This is a genomic window from Leisingera caerulea DSM 24564 (assembly GCF_000473325.1).
Taxonomy (GTDB): domain Bacteria; phylum Pseudomonadota; class Alphaproteobacteria; order Rhodobacterales; family Rhodobacteraceae; genus Leisingera; species Leisingera caerulea.
Genome location: NZ_KI421513.1, coordinates 2,851,968 through 2,869,105 on the forward strand (window position 1 = coordinate 2,851,968; position 17,138 = coordinate 2,869,105).

The 17,138-nt window shown below is 62.9% G+C and carries 17 protein-coding genes; 2 read left to right on the top strand and 15 right to left on the bottom strand.

Going from position 1 to position 17,138, the window contains the following annotated elements:
• Nucleotides 1–11: 11 nt before the first annotated feature.
• A complete protein-coding gene (locus CAER_RS0121045) occupies nt 12–2,366 on the top strand; it encodes a TRAP transporter large permease (protein WP_027237232.1) in 2,355 nt (784 codons plus the stop codon).
• A 172-nt stretch (nt 2,367–2,538) separates the two neighbouring features.
• Here CAER_RS0121045 and CAER_RS0121050 read toward each other — a convergent pair whose 3' ends face one another.
• From CAER_RS0121050 to CAER_RS0121065, 4 genes are all read right to left on the bottom strand, one after another.
• On the bottom strand, nt 2,539–2,922 hold the full coding sequence (locus CAER_RS0121050) for a VOC family protein (RefSeq protein ID WP_027237233.1): 384 nt from the start codon (nt 2,920–2,922) through the stop codon (nt 2,539–2,541).
• Nucleotides 2,922–3,746 carry an arginyltransferase gene (locus CAER_RS0121055; RefSeq protein ID WP_027237234.1) on the bottom strand — a complete coding sequence of 275 codons (825 nt, stop codon included), beginning with the start codon at nt 3,744–3,746 and terminating at the stop codon, nt 2,922–2,924. The genes CAER_RS0121050 and CAER_RS0121055 overlap by 1 nt, the downstream gene beginning before the upstream one ends.
• A gap of 130 nt (nt 3,747–3,876) precedes the next feature.
• On the bottom strand, nt 3,877–4,308 hold the full coding sequence (locus CAER_RS0121060; RefSeq protein ID WP_027237235.1) for an RDD family protein: 432 nt from the start codon (nt 4,306–4,308) through the stop codon (nt 3,877–3,879).
• Between the two features lie 84 nt (nt 4,309–4,392).
• Entirely contained in the window at nt 4,393–4,854 is a 462-nt protein-coding gene (locus CAER_RS0121065; protein WP_027237236.1) for a DUF2852 domain-containing protein, read from the bottom strand.
• 204 nt (nt 4,855–5,058) lie between these two features.
• Here CAER_RS0121065 and CAER_RS29805 point away from each other — a divergent pair, with 204 nt between their 5' ends.
• Nucleotides 5,059–5,247 (top strand): hypothetical protein, encoded by a 189-nt coding sequence (locus tag CAER_RS29805; protein ID WP_154667800.1) that lies wholly within the window; start codon nt 5,059–5,061, stop codon nt 5,245–5,247.
• A gap of 40 nt (nt 5,248–5,287) precedes the next feature.
• Here the strand turns inward: CAER_RS29805 and CAER_RS0121070 are convergent, their stop codons facing one another.
• The 11 genes from CAER_RS0121070 to CAER_RS0121120 all read right to left on the bottom strand — a co-directional run bounded on the left by CAER_RS0121070 (nt 5,288) and on the right by CAER_RS0121120 (nt 17,110).
• Nucleotides 5,288–5,674 (bottom strand): hypothetical protein, encoded by a 387-nt coding sequence (locus CAER_RS0121070; RefSeq protein ID WP_027237237.1) that lies wholly within the window; start codon nt 5,672–5,674, stop codon nt 5,288–5,290.
• Nucleotides 5,671–6,810 carry a hypothetical protein gene (locus CAER_RS0121075; protein ID WP_154667801.1) on the bottom strand — a complete coding sequence of 380 codons (1,140 nt, stop codon included), beginning with the start codon at nt 6,808–6,810 and terminating at the stop codon, nt 5,671–5,673. Before CAER_RS0121075 ends, CAER_RS0121070 begins: the two co-directional genes overlap by 4 nt.
• The gene (locus tag CAER_RS0121080; protein WP_027237239.1) at nt 6,803–7,084 is read right to left on the bottom strand and encodes a hypothetical protein; all 282 of its coding nucleotides are present in this window, start codon (nt 7,082–7,084) and stop codon (nt 6,803–6,805) included. The genes CAER_RS0121075 and CAER_RS0121080 overlap by 8 nt, the downstream gene beginning before the upstream one ends.
• Nucleotides 7,085–7,193: 109 nt before the next feature.
• Nucleotides 7,194–7,625 carry a DUF4376 domain-containing protein gene (locus tag CAER_RS0121085; RefSeq protein WP_027237240.1) on the bottom strand — a complete coding sequence of 144 codons (432 nt, stop codon included), beginning with the start codon at nt 7,623–7,625 and terminating at the stop codon, nt 7,194–7,196.
• Nucleotides 7,622–7,954, bottom strand: a complete 333-nt coding sequence (locus CAER_RS28265) for a hypothetical protein (RefSeq protein ID WP_051357822.1) — start codon at nt 7,952–7,954, stop codon at nt 7,622–7,624. Before CAER_RS28265 ends, CAER_RS0121085 begins: the two co-directional genes overlap by 4 nt.
• A gap of 13 nt (nt 7,955–7,967) precedes the next feature.
• Nucleotides 7,968–9,098 carry a pyocin knob domain-containing protein gene (locus CAER_RS28945; protein ID WP_051357823.1) on the bottom strand — a complete coding sequence of 377 codons (1,131 nt, stop codon included), beginning with the start codon at nt 9,096–9,098 and terminating at the stop codon, nt 7,968–7,970.
• Nucleotides 9,099–13,034, bottom strand: a complete 3,936-nt coding sequence (locus CAER_RS28950) for a phage tail tip fiber protein (protein ID WP_051357824.1) — start codon at nt 13,032–13,034, stop codon at nt 9,099–9,101.
• A complete protein-coding gene (locus CAER_RS0121105; RefSeq protein ID WP_154667802.1) occupies nt 13,031–13,459 on the bottom strand; it encodes a DUF6950 family protein in 429 nt (142 codons plus the stop codon). Before CAER_RS0121105 ends, CAER_RS28950 begins: the two co-directional genes overlap by 4 nt.
• On the bottom strand, nt 13,435–14,028 hold the full coding sequence (locus tag CAER_RS0121110; RefSeq protein WP_027237242.1) for a hypothetical protein: 594 nt from the start codon (nt 14,026–14,028) through the stop codon (nt 13,435–13,437). Before CAER_RS0121110 ends, CAER_RS0121105 begins: the two co-directional genes overlap by 25 nt.
• A 2-nt stretch (nt 14,029–14,030) precedes the next feature.
• Nucleotides 14,031–14,681 (bottom strand): hypothetical protein, encoded by a 651-nt coding sequence (locus tag CAER_RS0121115; RefSeq protein WP_051357825.1) that lies wholly within the window; start codon nt 14,679–14,681, stop codon nt 14,031–14,033.
• A 2-nt stretch (nt 14,682–14,683) separates the two neighbouring features.
• A complete protein-coding gene (locus tag CAER_RS0121120; protein WP_027237244.1) occupies nt 14,684–17,110 on the bottom strand; it encodes a phage tail length tape measure family protein in 2,427 nt (808 codons plus the stop codon).
• Nucleotides 17,111–17,138: the final 28 nt, after the last annotated feature.

The window sequence follows — 17,138 nt, forward strand, 5'->3', positions numbered from 1 at the left end:
ACGTCGGAAACATGCTATTTGGACTTGATGGCGTCGAAATCGGACTGCTCATCGTATTCTTCTGCCTCTTCGGGGGCATCCTCTCCGGCTTTCCGGTGGCCTTTGCCATCGGCGGTGCCGGGATCATCTCCTTCGGGATCATCGCCGCATTGGACAGCGCCGGGATCCTGGTGCACCAGGCGATTGATACCTCGTCGCAGGCCTACCGCGACCTGCTGAATTCGGGCATCAGGCCCGATAAGGTGTCGGTCTTCCGGTACCCGGATTTGCCAAGGCTGGCGGAACCGGTGTTTGCGCAGGGCTGGGAAGTCGCGCTGGACCGCAACATCTCCTTCATCGTCAACCGGATGAACGAGCGGGTGCTGGCCGGTGCCTCGATTGAGACCCTGCTGGCGGTGCTGATGTTCGTTCTGATGGGCATCACCCTGGAGCGCTCCAAGATCGCGAACGATCTGCTGACCACCATGGCGCGCGTCTTTGGCCCGCTGCCCGGCGGCCTGGCGGTGTCGATTGTGGTTGTGGGCGCGTTCCTGGCAGCCTCCACCGGTATTGTCGGCGCCACCGTGGTGACCATGGGCCTGCTGGCACTGCCCACCATGCTGCGCAACAACTACTCGCCGGAACTGGCGACAGGTGTGATCGCGGCGTCCGGCACGTTGGGCCAGATCATCCCGCCGTCCATTGTGATCGTTCTGCTGGGCACCCTGGCGGGCGACCTTTATTCCACCGCGCAGGAGACCCGCGCGATGGAGGCAGGCTGTTCCGACGCGCTCACCTACCTGGGCGAACCGGCGGTGGTTTCGGTCGGCACCTTGTTCCAGGCGGCGCTGCTGCCGGGCATCATGCTGGCGCTGCTTTACGCCACTTATGCCTTTGGCTATGCGCTGTTGAACCCGCACAAGGCCCCGGCTGTGGCAATGGAGCAAAGCACCGGCGAGGTGATCACCCGCAACGAAGGCCTGATCTGGTTCCTGGGCGTCCCGGCCGCAATCATCGGCGGCGCGGTCCTGCTGAGCAGCTTCAACGTGATCGGCAGCCAGAACATCGTTGTTTCCACCTTCTCCGACGCCGGCGAGACCGCGTCCCTGCGCACCAATGTCGGCGCCGAGTGCAAGGCGTCAATGATTGACCTGCACGGGCAGGAAGCCTGGGACGCCGCGGTGGCGGAACAGGTAGCCATCAACGAAGCAGGCGGTGTCACTCTGGCGGAACGGCTGACCGAGGAAGAAATCGCCGCGGCGGTTGAGGCCAAGACCGCCGCCGCAGCCCCCATCGGCACCGGCATCAGCGTGATCATGGTGCTGCTGGGCCTGGTGCTGGCCTTTGGCCGCGGCGTGGCGCCTTCGCGCGATCCCAAGCCGCTGATCCTGGGCGCCATCGGCATCCTGCTGATTGCGCTGGTGGATCTGGTGGCGATTGCGCCGACCACCTCTCCCGGTGTCACGGTGCTGTGGATCGCGCTGCCGCTGCTGCTGGCGCTGTGGGGCAGCCGCGAGGCCGCCGCGCGCTGCGCCCGAAACGATCTGATCCGGGTGGTGTTCCCGCCGCTGGTGCTGATCGTTGCAGTGCTGGGCTCTATCCTGGGCGGCATCACCAACCCAACCCCCGCCGCGGCGCTTGGGGCAGGCGGTGCCATCATGCTGGCGGCCTACCGCAAGCTGCAGGACGAAGGCAAATCGGGCAAGATCATCATCTGGTCCACCTTTGCAGTGATGCTGTGCATCCTCGTCGGCATGAACTTCGACCTGCGGGTGAACCAGGGCGGCGTCAGCGTCGAGAGCTGGATTGCCTTCTTCGTGGCCTACGGCGCCTATCTCTATGCGCTGTTCGGCCTGCTGTATGGCTGCTGGGTTCTGTTCCGCTCCGGCGTGCTGACCCCGGTGGTGCGGGAAACCGCCAAGGTGACCTCGATGGTCTTCACCATCCTGATCGGCTCGCAGCTGCTCAACCTGGTGGTGATCTCCTTCGGCGGCGAGCACTATATCCAGCAGTTCCTGAAGAGCTTCGACAACGAAATGACGGTCTTCCTGATCGTGATGCTGGTGCTGTTCTTCCTGGGCTTCGTGCTCGACTTCCTGGAGATCATCTACATCGTGATCCCGATCGTGGGGCCGGTGATCTATGGCGGGTCGTTCGATCCGAAATGGGTGACCATCATGGTGGCGGTGAACCTGCAGACCTCGTTCCTGACACCGCCCTTCGGCTTTGCGCTGTTCTACCTGCGCGGGGTGGCGCCGAAAGAGGTGACGACGGCGCATATCTACCGCGGGATCGTGCCGTTTGTGCTGATCCAGGTGGTGGGGATTGCCATCCTTTGGGCCTTCCCGTCGATTGTGACGATCGTTCCGGCGCTGATCCCGAACTGATCCGGGGTTTCCAGGACAAGACAACGGAAAAGGGGCCCCAAGCGGGCCCCTTTGCTTTTGTCCCGGGGCAGGGGCGCTGCCCCTCTGCGCGCGCGGCGCGCATTCACCCCGGGATATTTTCAGCCAGATGAACAGGGGATCCCGGCGGGGACCGTCAGGCGAGGCGGGCGGCTCAGGCGAACTGGATAAGGTCCCAGCGGTTGCCGAAAGGGTCGCGCCAGACCGCGACGGTGCCATAAGGCTCCTGGCGGGGGGCTTCCTCGAAGGTGACGCCCTGGGCCAGCATTGCGGCATGGTCGCGGGCAAAGTCATCCGTGGCCAGGAACAGCCCGACGCGGCCGCCGAACTGGTTTCCGATTGCCGCCTCCTGCGCGGCCCCTTCGGCGCGGGCCAGGATCAGGCTGCCCTGCGCAGCCCCCGGCGGCAGGATGCGGACCCAGCGCTTGCTGCCCTGGTCAATGTCCTCCGCCAGATGCCAGCCCAGCTGGCCGCAGTAAAAGGCGATGGCGGCGCCGTAGTCCGGCACCACCAGCGAGACAGCGTGAAGGTTCTGCATCAGCGGTTGCGGTGAATGGGCTGTTCGGGCAGCTGGATATTGGCCACCTGTTCAGCAATCGGGTCGGTCGACAACGGATGCACGGCGGCCTCGAACTGCGCCGGGTCGGTCATCTTTTTCCATTCGCTCTGGTGATAGATTTCCAGTCCGGAGAATTTGGCCTTGTAGCCCATCTTCTGGCTGCCGGGCACCCAATAGCCCAGGTAGACGTAGGGAAGGCCTGCCTCGCGCGCGATGCTGATGTGGTCGAGGATCATGAAAGTGCCGAGCGAATCCTGCGGCTGGTCCGGCGCGTAGAAGGAGTAGACCATGCTGAGGCCGTCCTCCAGCACATCGGTGAGCGACACCGCGGTCAGCTGATTGCTGCCTTCCTCGGCATATTCAACCACCCGGCTGCGCACCGGGGTTTCCTCGATCATCGCGGCGTATTCGAACACATCCATGTCGGCCATGCCGCCGTCTGCGTGGCGGCTGTCCAGATAGCGGCGGAACAGGGCAAACTGGTCCTCTGTCGCCCAGGGCGAGGTCGCCCGGCGTTCAAGGTGCGCGTTGCGCTTCAGGGTGCGCTTCTGACTGCGGCTGGGGCTGAAGGCCGACACATCAATCCGGGCGGACAGGCAGGCCGAACACTCCGAGCAGGACGGCCTGTAGAGCACGTTCTGCGAGCGCCGGAAGCCCTGCTGGCTGAGGCTGTTGTTGAGCTGCTCCACCCCGTCGCCCTGCAGCGCGGTGAACAGCTTCCGCTCCATCCGGCCCTCCAGATAGGGGCAGGGCTGAGGGGCCGTCACGTAGAACTGCGGTGCAATCGGAAGGGTATGGCGCATCGGAACTCTTCGGCAGTTTCGCGGGACAGGTGGAACAAGCGGCAGCTACTCCAACTGATGATAACAACGCGGTTCCGGTGCGCCAAGTGGCCTTGTGGAAAATGGCTTAACGCTGTCTTGCGGAATTCACTCAAACCCGCCGGTTCAGCATGACGGTGCCGAGGAAATGGTCGGTCAACCCCTGGCCGCGCGGCGAGGTCAGCATCAGGATGATCGAGATCACCTGCAGCACCGGGAAGCCCAGCGACAGTGAATAGCCCGCGGTGTGCAGCGCCGCTAGGCCGCTGTCGAGCCGCTGGCCCGCGCTGTCGCGCAGCTCAATCCCGGCAAAGCGCATGCCCCAGGTGGCGGAGCCGTTGGCGATCGTCACGGTCCGGTAGGCAAAGCCGACCGCCAGATACAACAGCGGCCAGATCAAAAGCCCGGTAAACGCGGTCAGCAGCACCGCGGCAGCGCTGAGGGTGAAGATCAGGATGCTGTCGATGACCCAGGCGATCAGACGCTTGGCCGGAACAGACGCATAGAATTCTGCCTGGTAGTCGGGGTCGGGCAGGGCGGTCATGCAAGGGGACCTTTGCTAGGGGAAAAGGCAGGCAGCGGAAGCCCCGCCCGGACGGGGGCGGGGCAGCCGGAGGAGGGGCAGAGCTTAGTGGCGCTTGGGTTCGCCGCCGGCTTCGTCCTCGTCCTCCGCGTCATCGCCATGATCGGCGGCGCGGGCGCGCTCGTCCATGAACTGGTCGAACTCGGCCTTGTCCTTGGCCTCGCGCAGGCGTTCCAGGAAGGCCTCGAAATCATGCTGTTCCTGCTCCAGGCGGCGCAGCGTATCGGCCTTATAGGCATCAAAGGCGCTGTTGCCCGAGGGTTTCATCGCCGAGAACCCGTGGCGCGCCCAGGCTTTGCCTCTGTGGCGGCAGGAGGATTTGCTGAACATGCGTTTGCTCCAGATCATGTAGAAAAGAAGGGCCAGGCCCACCGGCCAGAAGAACACAAAGCCCAGCACCATAACGGCAATCCAGGCGCCTTTGCCCTTGCTGTCCAGCCAGGCTTCGCTGCGGGAAAACCAGCCCTGCACCGGTGTATGGGGGGCGGTTTGGGTGAAACTCGTCATCGGGGTCCTCCAGGTTGCGGGTGTATGTAAATCCCTTTCACATTATTGCATATCGGGAGCCGCCGCGGGGGTTTCAAGTCCCTATGTGAATCTTTTTCACATGCTCTCTGAAAAGCGGCTGGGCTCAGGCCTGCAAGGGCTGTGTGTCCGGGCGGGAGGCGCATGTAGCGGGACACTTCGCGTTGCAGTGTGGGACACTTCCCGTTGCAGCAACTCATTTTTGAAAACCCACTGTTTTTAGGGCTTTTTGCGGCGGGTTTCCAGCCCCGGTGCGGCGCAGGCGGCAGCGGCCAGATACGCAAGCTTGGGACACTTCAGATTGCAGTAGCGGGCAGTCTGCCGTTCGAACCCTTCAAATCCGGCCTATTCGATGTGCGTTTAAAGGCGGCTTAAACGGATATTGAACAGTTGAGAGGTGTCCTCGTGCTCAGATCTACTGGCTGGGATTAGCTAAGATCTTTTTCAGCCCGTGACCCACTATCAGCGCCTCAAACTGCGCGCGTGCGTTGGTGGTGTCAGCCGGGCCATGTGTCAGCACCAGATGGTCACCCACCGCCTGCCAGTCTGCTTTATCCAGCACCTTCGGAAAAAACTCTTCGCCCAATCCTTCAGGCAGGCCGGGTGCGGCTTCCACGGCGCGTACAAACAGGTCTGTCTCACGCGCAGAGCCGCCAAGGTGGGTAGCGGGTTCCGCGCCGGTTGGCGACAATCGGATTAGAAAGTTCTGGCCGCTTATCCCCCAAGCGTTCGCTGCCCGATTGCAGGCGATAGCGGTGCCAATAGGGGCGAAAAAATCGACCTGCCAGACAAAACGGGTCATAGTGTGCGCCCTTGCTTTGCACCCATCCAAGAGGTGGCACGCATCAGCTCCGCATCCGTCAAGCGGAACGGAAACACCAGGATGGCGTAAATCCTGCCGCCAAACCATTCCGCCGCATTGGGCTGAGCGAACATCGAGAACTTTCCGCCGGTGTCTGAAGGCACCACGCCGGGGTTTGTGACTGATGTTTGGAGCTGTTCCACGCCATCCACAAACACCTGACCATTGCCGTAGGGGTCCCCGGCGGAGCGCCGCCAAGCGATCACAGCATCAGTGTTATTGGCAATAGCAGGGAATTTCCGGTTGCCGTTGTTGTGCCGCCACGACGGGCCATCAGATCCGACAGCTCCTGAAATGGAACCGGCCATGGCGCCCCCGATGTGCCAGATGCGCTCGATTGCTGACATCTGATCACCCGTGTTGATTGCCGCTATGACAGTCAGATCAGGGTCCGCGCTCAATCCGAAGCGCGTGTCAGCGGTGTAGAAGTCGTCATTCCCGTCCCCGTCGAGCCAGAACCGCCCGCCGCCGGACTGATATGCCGCACGGTTGGAACCTGACGGCGCAATGAGGTGGTTGCCAGGCAGGGCGCGGAACGAAACGTCAGATAGCGTCCCGGTGAAAGCACTCCCATCGAACCAAAGGTGGTGGCCGTCACCGTTTGTGGAGTAACCGGCCCTCACGATTGCGCAATGCGTCCCGGTTCCGAAATCGCCTGCGGCCTGTTCATTGCTGGTGGCTGTCGCGTCCCGGCGCCACAGGTTCAGAACGCCGGTGGTCGCGCTGATTGTGAACTTGGCTTCATACCATTGTCCCGCGGTCAGGGTGGTAAGGCCAAGCGTTGCGAAGCCGGTCTCTGGCTTGGTGTAGACCCCGCTGCTTTCCGTCCAGTTCGCGCCGGATGAAGCGTCTGCGATATTCCACAGCTCTTTGCCCCGCACCAATCTGTGCGACTTATCCAATGGTGTCATGACAGGGTCGCCCGCAGCGGAAACAGGCGTGCTCTCATCCTGCATCAGCGTGGATAGGTCAGACGGGTCGAGGAAAAGTACCGGATTGAGGGTTAGAACAGAGAGGCGAGAGGTTTGAAATGGATTGCGCAATGCACTTCGGCCGGAAAGGAACGGGTCACGCATGATCCACCAGAACCGTAGATTTGGCTGCCCTGCGGCCCTTGGCCCAAACACGACTGCCCTGCGCCACGCTGATATCTGCCAGTGGCAGCTTTTCCCGGCCGGTCCCGCCCGGGTAGATCCAGCCGCGCGCTTCGGAACCGGGCGCTGCGGTGCCGCCGCGCCTCAATTCGATTTCTCCATCCAGGACCTGAAAGCTGATTTCGGTGACATCGTCGTCCGTCAGCTGCACCCAGGTGTCTTTGTCTACGGTGATGGGGGTTTGCTCTTGTGCCATCGTCTAGTCTCCTCTTGGGCAGGCTTCTGCGTCCGCCGTGCCAATGTTCCTCGGTGAATTTGTCCGGCCAACTGCATGGACGCGGTCGCGCGCGGGTTCAGTAGGGTTGTTAAACTGCTTCCTCCGGCGCCATTTCCAGTGCAGCAGCAAAGGCAGACGTTACATCGAAGGCAGGTACCTCTGCGTCGGTCAGCGCGCCGATTTGCCCTGAGACGGTCAACTCGGCATCAAAGCAGCTCTGAACGTGCTGCGCGACCGCGGCTGCCACTGCCTCGATCTCTGCCTGGCTGACAGACCGCCAGCCATCCGGGAACTTGAAGTTCAGCGGGCCGCTCACCAAGCCGCTCTGCAAGCTCGTAACGGTAGCGGTCAGTTTTGCGGTGCTGCGCTCATCGGTGGCCATGGTGGAGCCGTCTGGCAGGGTGATACCGCTGGTTTCGCGCTGCCAGCGGATGTTGGCGAGATCGGCGAACAGGGCGGCCCTGGCGGCGCCAGCCTTGGCCTCAACGGTGACGGTCTGGGAAAAGTCGATGTTGCTCATACTGCGTCCTCCTCTTCGTCTTCAGTTTCAGGGTTGCAGCGGCGCGGAACTGGTACCGGCCCGTCAGCGGCCATCACCACTGGCTGCGGAAACCGAATTTCTTCCGGCGCATTGGCGCCATGCGGCAGGATCAGGGTCAGGCTGATTTCGCCGCCGCTGCGCTCCACGTCCGAGGCCAGCCACTCGCAAGCCACCGCGTCGCGCGGCAGGGTGGCCCCATCGGGCAGAGGACTGAAATCGAACACCTCGCCGTTGATCGTTAGGGAATCGCCCGCCTTGTTGATTGTCAACGCCTCATCCCGGCGCATTGGGGTCCAGTTGATCTGCATGGGATACACTCCTTTAGAACCAGCGGCCGACGGCCACAGCGCTGATGGATCGGGATGCAGCGGTTAGTGCGGCGCTCGACCAGATCACAACTGCGGCAGCTTGAATGGAATTTACAGCGCCGGCCTCAGCCCATTGCGACCCCGCGTGGGCATTGGCGGTCACTACCGGCGGTGCTGTGAAAGATGCGGGGAACACCCAAACGCCGAAGTCGCTCAACGACTTGTGAAGCGCTCCATCCGCAGCCGTGGTGAGATTGAGTGTGCGCTCAATTGTGCAGATTTGCGTGCCGTCTGCAAAGCGCACGTATTCGCCATTCGCACTGCCGCCGCGCTCGATCACCGCGCCGGTCGGCACGCCTGCGGATTGGGAGACGGTTCCAAGTATGTTCTCGGCACAGTAGATCTCGGACCAAGAACGCCACACGTTGTCATGCTTTGTGCGGATGTACACCCGATTACTGGCCGCTCTGAACACAAGCTGGCTGGTTCGCCCTGCCTGGTTTACTCCGGTGAACACAGTCCCGCTTGTCACGCCCGGCGGTTTTGACCCTACGGTTGCTCCAGAGATCCTTCCGAACCCAGTTGGGGCCGTGTCCATATCAACAACATCCGGGGCAACCATTCCGTCAGCGACCCCCAAACCGAAGGCCCCAAACTTCAGGAGCTTGCCAATAGTGCCGTCAGTTTCGCTGGACTGTACTGCCGCACCGGAGGCCACACCGCCGGTCATGCGCAACTGCTCCGCGCCGCCCGCTTTCAGCGCCACGGTGTTGCTGGCGGGCCAAGCGAGACCAGTGTCCTCATCGCCCTGCTTCACCACATCGGTGGCAAATTTGCCCGAACCCGGTCCATCGGCAATGGCCTGGTAGTTACCGATCAGCGTCTGCACAACTGCAACCAAATCATGCGCCAGCGACATGGTCGGAAACAGAGAATAGACCTGGCCCGCGGCGGTTGCGCCCTGATAGTTGCTCGCCAAGGTGATCTGGGTGGGGCTGTCCGCCGTCAGCACCTCATAAACACGCCCATCCGGGCCAACAAAGCCCCAGCCTGCCTGGGCAGAGCCGAAAAAGCTGGTGCCGGTGCCGGTGACAACCGCGCTGCCATTGGTGACGCTCACCGTTCCTGTCTTTGGCCAAGCCATTTATGTAACCTCATATAGTTTCCAGTGAATTTTTCCGCCCAGCGTGGCGTTGCCGGAGCGGTGCAAGGCGCTGATGCCCTTGGCCCACAGCTCGATCCGCAGATACAGCTGCTGCGGCCCGTTCCAGCGGGCAAAAGGCAGAACCTCGGCCTTGCAGCCCCAATACTCAGAATTGCCGCTGATGCCGCCTGGCGCCGTCGCGCTGCCGTCGAAGGCCGCATAGGCCAGGTAGGTTTTGTTGGACGCCATCCAGACCTGATCCACCGGCACTTGCAGCCCGGTTTCCACCAGCTCCCACGTCTCCACCTGGTACAGGCCGGAATTCGGATCCACGGTGATCGGTCCGCCAGTCCAGAAGCTGCCCGCGGCCGCTTCAATGTTGCGGCTGATGACAGGCCCTGCCAGCTTCACCACGTCGTTACGGAAGTCGATTTTCACGCCTTCCGTGGGAATGCCATCGGCGTCCTCGGCGTAATTGTCAGATTGCAGGCTGCCCGCAATTTCAGCGTTGCCGATGGAGCCGTTTCGGATCGCTGCCTTGCGCATGTAGACGCCCGCGGGCACCAGCACGCCACCTATCGTGGTGTCCTCGGTGTAGACCACAAAGGGGCTGCGTTTTTGCGACCCGTCCGCTGAGACAATTGCGAACTTGTCCGACTGAAACGCCACCTCAGAGGCTGGCTGGCCCTGGTCATCCAACTCAGAGCGCACCACCATGCCCGAGACGTGGCCGTTATTGTCAATCCGCAGGGTGTATTCACCCATCACCCCGTTCACGGCCTGCATGGTCTGCTGAATGCTGGCGCTGTTGCTCCCCACATTGGATTGCAGTGTGGTTATCGCCGTGGCCTGGCTGGAGATATCCCCTTCGGCATCCGCGACCCTCGTATCCAGCTGGCTCACCGCCGTGGCGTTGCCGGAAATACTGCCCTCTGCCGTGGTCAGGCGGCTGTCCAGGCTGGTCAGGCTTTGGCTTTGGCTGGTTATCGTGCCCTCGGCATCCGTGACGCGGGTAGTCAGAGCAGACAAAGCCGTGGACTGCGCTGCAATATCCCCGTCCAGCCGCACCTCCAGGGCATCTATTGTGCTGGCCAGCGCATTATCACCGCTCGCGCGCACCAGCTTTTCCGCTTCAACCAGCGCCACGCTGTTCTCAATCGCAACCCCCAGCGCCGCGGTGATGGCGGCGGTGGCCGCGCGCTCATCGTCTACCCGCGCCCGAATGTCTTGGGTGGCATAGGCAATTTGGGTTTTGAGTGCCTCACGCTGATCATAAGCCAGCAGAAGCTGCTCCAGTGTAGCCACGTCCTGCGCCGCTAGCTGTTCGTGAATGGTGCGCACATCGCTCACCGTCTGGGTGATGGAAGGCCCCTCCAAAGTGCTGATCTGAAATTCAGCAGTGGAAAGGCGGCTTTCGGCGGCATCAAACTTGGCCTGATCTACCTTCAGGCCAATCGCCGCCCCGGCCGCGTCAATGTCGACCTCCGCCGAAGTCAGGCGGGTTTCCATCCCGTCCAGTTCGGTCTGGCTGGCCTTGAGGGTAATTGCCGCCTCAGCAGCGTCCAGGTCCGCTTCGACCTGATTGACCCGCACCTGCAGATCGTCCACTACCGGGATTTGACTGGGGTCCAGAACTGCATTTGAAATCTGCTGATTGACCCAAGCCTGGGTGGCAGACAGGGAAATACTCGCCTCCGCGGCGGAAAGCCGGATCTCCGCCTCGCTGATCCGCTCCGCTTCAGCCTCGATCCCGTAGATGCGCACAGTGCCGGTTTCGGGGTCCTTGAATATCCCGGCATCTGCCATGCGGCCGTCAATTTCGGAAACCTTGGTGAGCGCCCAGAGCACTTGGTCCCCGATCAACCCTAGCGCTTCGGCGGCATGGAAAGACTGCACGTCGCGGATCTGCAGCTCCCGCTGCACCGCACTCTCCAGCGGATCAATGCGGTCCAGGACCAGTTGATCGTCCAACCCGGCCGCAATCGAAGCCGCATCATCGGAAACCGCCTGCCAAACCGTCTCGTCCAATACGTCTGGCTGAAGCCGGAACTCCGGAGTGGTGACCGGCAGCCAGCCGGTCCAATTTGTCTTCCTGCTCCTGGAGATGGCCTTTGCCCGCGCTTCGTAGTCCGTCGCGCCTTGCATCGGTTCCAGCCGGAAGGTGCCGAGTTTCAGGTCCGAAGCGCTGGCGCTGAACCGTTCGTCGTCGCCATTCTTGACCCGTACCTGGAACGAGATCCCTTCGGCGGAATAGGCGAGGTCGGGATCCCAGACCGCACGGATCGCCACGCCGCGGACTACGCCGTCTGCGTCTTTGATCTCGACACCAGACACGCCGAAACCAGGCACACCGGCATCTTCGACGATGATCGGTGTGGTCACCTGGGGCGCTTCAGGGATTTCAAGCGCAAGGTCCGGATCATAATCGCTGTGGTCCCATTCGCGCAGGCTCACAGACACATTCAGCGTGAGTAGATCATAGGCCATTTCCGTAATGGTGAAGGCCTTCGCGCCGTACCCGTACCAGTCCGAGGTGAACCGGACTTTCAGCAGCGGCCGCAGGCGCGCAAACTCCGGAGGAAGCGGCAGGCGGTGGGTGCGGAAGCGGCGGTTTTCCTTTAGCAGCGCGTTGCCGAGCTGGCGCGCCTGCTGTGCGTTGAAAACCATCGGCAGCTTGAGACTGAACATCCTCTGGCCGCCATCTTCGGCTTCCCATTCAGGCTTAGTCAAAGTGATCGGAGCGGCAGGGTTCCAGAGCGCATTGGGCGACGTGTGGGTGACGGTCACGGCGTTGTAAGCGGTTTCGAGGCCGGGAAAGGGATCGTGTTTCCAGCCCTCTGAGACCAACAGGTCCCCCTCCGTCAGGTCAGCGGCAATTGTGTTCTCAGAACCGACCAGCGGATACCAGTACCCGCCAAGTTCCAGGATATCAGCGTTGGCCGAAGCGAACACTTCTTCCAGAAAGTCGGCCGGCGCCTCTTCGAAGCGGATCTCCATCCCGCCGCGGAACTGCGGGCGGGAGTTGCCGCCGACGCCCAGGTCGCAGGCGTCCATGGCGGCCGCCCACTCCTGGTAAGGCAGGTCCTCAGCCGGGAAGCCACCGCCCCAGACGCTGCCGCAGGGCAGGGTGATCCCGCGCATGACGTTGTAGGCGATCACCATTAGGTTTTCGGTTTCGGACCAGGTGGAGGGGTCGTTCCAGCGGTGCGTTCCGCTGCCCCCGGCCGTGGTGTCCTGCCGGGGATCGTACAGAGGCGGGGACCCCAGTTCGAAGCGGACTTGCGGCCTGCCGTTCGGGTAGACGCCGTCGTTCCGCTTGAAGATGACAATTGCGTAGCAGATGCCGGTAAGGATGTGGTTTTCGGTCCACGGCCGGTCTTCCTTATCCTGCAGCTCGGACACGATATAGGGATCGGCCGCAGTTTGCGTCCCGTCATAATAGTGGATCCAGCCGAACGGGACGCCGGCGGCGTCCTTCTTGCCCAGGAGCTGCGAGTTGCCGAACTGATCGGCTTCTTCAGCGATGTCGGTGTATTCCCCGTCGACGATAAGTCGGCGAAGCTTGACGCCTGGAAGATCGCTGACCTCGATGATGTGGACCAGGTAGCAGTTATTCTCCAGGTAGCTGTTCTGGTAGACCAAGTGCCCGGCCGTTGCGTGACGGCCCAGAACAGTCCCTTGGGGATCCGTTCCGCCGGATGTCGTTGCGGTCGTCTGAAGGCCGGGCTTGCGCTGTTTGCGCTGCTTGAACTTCTTCACCAGCTGAGAAACGCCCGCACTGATCAGCGTTCTCAGGGCAAATCCAGCGATTGCATTCGCGGCGACGTAGGCTTTAAACGCGGTGCCCAGAGCCACCAGTGCGGCCCCGATTGACGCCGCGTCTGCAGGCTGGGTGAGTGCCAGCAGCGCCAGCAGGGAGGCAAACAGCAGCTTCATGGTCTGAACACCCTTTCAGCGCGATCCAGGTAGACGTAATCCAGCCCTTTAAGCCCCAGAACATGGATCTGAGGGCCGCCGATGATCCCCAGCGCGATGTGGCCCTGGTCGCGGATCGCAGCGACATCGCCGGGCTGTGAGCTGCCCCAGCCGCTGATCTCGCGCAGATGCGCTGCAGCCAGCTCGTCCAGATCCCCGTATCCGGCGGCCTTGAGCTTGGCCCGGCCTTCGTCGAGGCTGCTGTACTGGCCGCGCCAGTCAGCAGCCAGGTCGGCGCCCGAACAGGCCTTCACCCACCCCGCGGCGAAATGGGCGCAGTCGAAGACCGACGGGCGGAGGGCGGCCGCCCTGGCACGGACGCCGCTCAAATAGTCAAAGAGGAGTTCGGCCCGGGTCATCATCAGCCGCCCCACGGGACAGGCCATTCGCCCGCGACATCGCTGTATTCCCGGCCGAGGTCATTCGGGTTGCGGCGCTGCAGCTCCGAATTCGAGCGCTTCAAGGGCAGGCCCTGGGTCAGCTTTCGCGCAGGCGAGACCAGAACAAGCTGGGTATGGCTGGGTTTGCCTTTGGGGCCGAGTTCTTCCGGCGCCTTGTTTAAATAGCCCTTAAACCGGCGGTTAACGGGGGGCATCAGATTGCCGGTGTCGATATCGAAAGCGGCGGAATGGATGTGAACCTCGGCGTGGCGCGGCTCATACTGCTGCAGGAGCTGCTTCACCTCGTCCAGCATCGGCGGCAGCTTCACCCTGTATTCGCGAACACTGAACCCCGGCGCGGCGATGATAGGCGGTACGTCAATCACGCTGCCCGCACCGAAGTAGGTGCGGATCTCGCCGTCGACCAGGAATTCGCGGTGATCGTCACCGGACCAGAAACCAAGGGTCTCAGGGGCGCCGGTGCTGCGGTTGCGCGCTTGGAACCACAGCAGGACATGCGCATCCGTGCCGCGGCGTTCTTGAAGCTGCTGCTGTGCTGCTTCTGAATAGGCCATTGTTACCTCAGCGTTTGGAGCCAGTTGAAGGAGCCGCCTTCGGTGACGCCGGATCTGCCTTCGCCGTACTGGGCGGTGGTGAGCACGGCTTTCAAAACCGGATTGCCAAGTGTGACCGCGGTGCCTGTCGCGGCACCGGGCCGGATGAAGGGGGTGACCTCGATGTTGGCCGCCGTCCCGGCGCCGTCCGCTGCCGCACCTGTCACGACACGGTGATAGGCGTGGCGGGCGGGGTTTGCGCCATAGGTGAAGCCCAGCAGGTCGCCGCGGCTGATCTCATAGCCTGCGGGCAGGCCGGAGATGCCGAGTTCCCGGTTGTTCTGGTTCAAGCTGTCTATGACCGGCGCGGCGGAGCCGAGGATGAGCTTTTGAGGGTCCGCAAGCGGGTGAGGCTGCCGCGTGTCCCACATCATGAACGATGCGCCGGGCTCGTCCAGCAGGGACAGGCAGGCTTCAATAGCTGCGACGGCGCCATGGTGGTCCATGTCCAGGACAATGCGGCCGCCCCACAGCCGACTGCCGTGGCCGTGCTTGATGACATCGCCGCTGAAAGTCTCGGAGATGGTGTTGGCGGCGGCGGCCCGGGAAGTGATCCGGGCAATGGGCAGGCGGTCGAAAAACTCGCTGACGGGAAGGGGGTAAGCCAGGGCCATGATCAAACCTTGTATGGGTCTTCGAGGGTGTCTTTGACGGTGGCACGGGCGGGGCCGTGGTCGTAATCCTGGATCAGCTCGACACCGATCTCCGAGGCGCGCTCGTCGACCACAGCTTCGAACATCGGCGAGGGCAGGATCCGCACAGTGAGCTGGGACCGGCCCTGATTTGCGGCGGCGGGGGCGCCAGCACCGGCGGGGGCGGGGGGGATCAAACCGGTTGCGAACCCGGGGATCTCCACGCCGTCATTCATGGCCTGCAGAAGCGGGCGGTAGCGGCGGGTAGCCTTTGCGGTGATTACGCTTTCGCCTGCGGAGAGCATGACCGGCACCCTGTCGTCGCGGTTGCCGCCGTCGCCGTAGATCATTGTGGGAGGGACCCTGCCGTCAGCAAACCCCAGAAGGCCGGTGACAAAGTCCCCGAACAGGTCTGCGCCGCCTCCGGAGCTGCCGCCGCCGCCCAGCAGACCGCTGCCAAGGTTCAGAAATTCAGCAAGGGGGCCTTTGCCGAACAGAACAGCCTCCGCCGCGGCGCGCAGGATCGCCTCTTTGACCCGGTCCCAGGCTGCAGCGGCAGTATCGCCTTCGGTTCTCAGAGCTTCGCCCAGGTCCTGCCCTGTCGCTTTCAGCCAATCTGAGGCCTCCTTGGTCCGCCGCAGGGCCTGTTCTTCTTCCACCCGCTCACGGATGATGGCTTCAACCGCCTTGCGTTCGGCTTCGGTGGCGTCCTTCAGAACTTCGCGGTGCCGGATCATTTCCTGCATCACCGGGTCGGTCTCTTTCAGGATCTCGAGACGCTCCCGCTCTCTGGCGATCAGCCGTTCAATGGCCTTGCGTTCCGCATCATGCTGGCTGGCGCCGCCGCGCTTCGTGCTTCTGGATTTGCTCGGGTTCGGGGGCAGGTCGACGCGGGGCAGTCCCTGGTCGCGGTAGACGTGGTCGGGGTTGCCAGCGCCCGCGCTTTCGCCTCGCGGGTCGTTGAAATCCGGGTTCGCCCGGATCCGGCCCATGATGTCCTTGCCCTGCGCCGCCAGCAGGTTGGTCTTCAGGCGGTGGGCCTCATCAGCGGCCAGGGTGATATTGCCCGCCATGTCGGCGGAGGCCACTCCGTTGGCAGCATCCCAGGCCGCCATCAGGGCGTCTTTCAGCTCGTCGGATATTTCCTGGGCATCGACCTGCGCCTGGTAGGCTTGGCGCTCCGCCTGAAGGCGCAGTTCGGCCACCTGCAGGCTGCCTTCGCCGTGGATGGCAATGGCCTCCTGCAGCGCGGCTTCGGCCTGCAGCTGGGCAATGGTGTTCCGGGCAGCTGTCTCGATCTTCAGGCGCTCGGCCAGGTAGTCTCCGGCGGCAGTTTTCAGGCTCGCCCAAAGATCGCTGCCTGTGGATTTCAGCTCCTGCCATGGCGCCTGAAGGCGGCCGGCGAACACTTCAAGATCCCGGATCACTGCCGCCAGGCCGTCGTAGAACTCCCGCTGCCGGGTGTTCAGGCCGTCGAGGCCGCCAGCCGCCTCCAGCAGCATTTCCCGCACGTCCAGAGCCGCGCTGAGGCGCTTGGCCGGGTCTTCGCTGCTGTTCAGCAGGTCCAGATTGCGAGCGAAGATGTCGCTCATCTCCCGATGTGATGACAGCATCGAGCTAAGCCCAAGAAAATCCCGGGCAAGGCCGCGCGCGTTGCGGTCGTCGAAGAAGGAGGTTTCGAGCACCAGGTTCCGGACGCTTTGCGCGGTGGCATCAATGGCCTTCTGCGCATCAAGTTTGGCGAGAGCCGCCATGTCGGCCAGCACCAGGCGCAGTTCCGGAGACGCGGAGCCGAACTCCTCGACCATGTCCGCCACGCTCAGGCGGGTTTTCTGGGACTTGCTGTGAAACGCCTCAATGGCGTCCCCGGCCGCCTCGATCCGGTCCTCCAGGGTTTCGGCCGCCTCGGAGGAGCCGGTCATCCACTGGATCATTGCCGCGCCCGCAGCGATCCCGCCGATGGTGATCAGGTTCAGCGGGCTGATCATGCGCACCAAAGCCTGGCGCAGCATGGCGACAGCGTCGGCGGCCCCCGCGCTTCCGAACACTTGGGTGATCTGGGTGCCCTGCTGAATAGCGAGCTGAAGCGGGTTTTGGCCCGCCGCCAGCATCACGCCGATGTCGTTGAACTGGGCGGTGAGGTTGCCGACCTGACCGGCTGCGAGCTGGTGGCTGGTGCCAACTTCATCGGCTCCACGCGAAATAACGGTGAAAGCGGAACGCTGAGCCTCCGCCCGCTTATCGGCCAGCTCTTGCGCCTGGCGGGCTGCTACCCCTGCCGCCGTGCCTGCCTCCTTAATCTGGCGCGCGATCTTGGCTTCCTCGAAACTCAGGACCTTGGCGGACTTCCCGGCGGCGTCTTTCGCGCCCTTCAGCTCCTTCAGCTCCTGGATGCCCTGGGAGGCATCCATCAAGACTTTTCCTGAAACAACAAAGGGC

Bases quoted from the DNA above. Each gene is read 5' to 3' on its own strand.
- CAER_RS0121105 (WP_154667802.1), bottom strand. From the start codon at position 13,459: ATGGCCTGTCCCGTGGGGCGGCTGATGATGACCCGGGCCGAACTCCTC.
- CAER_RS0121060 (WP_027237235.1), bottom strand. From the start codon at position 4,308: ATGACCGCCCTGCCCGACCCCGACTACCAGGCAGAATTCTATGCGTCT.
- CAER_RS0121120 (WP_027237244.1), bottom strand. From the start codon at position 17,110: ATGGATGCCTCCCAGGGCATCCAGGAGCTGAAGGAGCTGAAGGGCGCG.
- CAER_RS0121055 (WP_027237234.1), bottom strand. From the start codon at position 3,746: ATGCGCCATACCCTTCCGATTGCACCGCAGTTCTACGTGACGGCCCCT.
- CAER_RS0121110 (WP_027237242.1), bottom strand. From the start codon at position 14,028: ATGGCCTATTCAGAAGCAGCACAGCAGCAGCTTCAAGAACGCCGCGGC.
- CAER_RS0121045 (WP_027237232.1), top strand. From the start codon at position 12: ATGCTATTTGGACTTGATGGCGTCGAAATCGGACTGCTCATCGTATTC.
- CAER_RS0121085 (WP_027237240.1), bottom strand. From the start codon at position 7,625: ATGAGCAACATCGACTTTTCCCAGACCGTCACCGTTGAGGCCAAGGCT.
- CAER_RS28950 (WP_051357824.1), bottom strand. From the start codon at position 13,034: ATGAAGCTGCTGTTTGCCTCCCTGCTGGCGCTGCTGGCACTCACCCAG.
- CAER_RS0121065 (WP_027237236.1), bottom strand. From the start codon at position 4,854: ATGACGAGTTTCACCCAAACCGCCCCCCATACACCGGTGCAGGGCTGG.
- CAER_RS28945 (WP_051357823.1), bottom strand. From the start codon at position 9,098: ATGGCTTGGCCAAAGACAGGAACGGTGAGCGTCACCAATGGCAGCGCG.
- CAER_RS0121050 (WP_027237233.1), bottom strand. From the start codon at position 2,922: ATGCAGAACCTTCACGCTGTCTCGCTGGTGGTGCCGGACTACGGCGCC.
- CAER_RS0121080 (WP_027237239.1), bottom strand. From the start codon at position 7,084: ATGGCACAAGAGCAAACCCCCATCACCGTAGACAAAGACACCTGGGTG.
- CAER_RS0121115 (WP_051357825.1), bottom strand. From the start codon at position 14,681: ATGGCCCTGGCTTACCCCCTTCCCGTCAGCGAGTTTTTCGACCGCCTG.
- CAER_RS0121075 (WP_154667801.1), bottom strand. From the start codon at position 6,810: ATGCGTGACCCGTTCCTTTCCGGCCGAAGTGCATTGCGCAATCCATTT.
- CAER_RS28265 (WP_051357822.1), bottom strand. From the start codon at position 7,954: ATGCAGATCAACTGGACCCCAATGCGCCGGGATGAGGCGTTGACAATC.
- CAER_RS0121070 (WP_027237237.1), bottom strand. From the start codon at position 5,674: ATGACCCGTTTTGTCTGGCAGGTCGATTTTTTCGCCCCTATTGGCACC.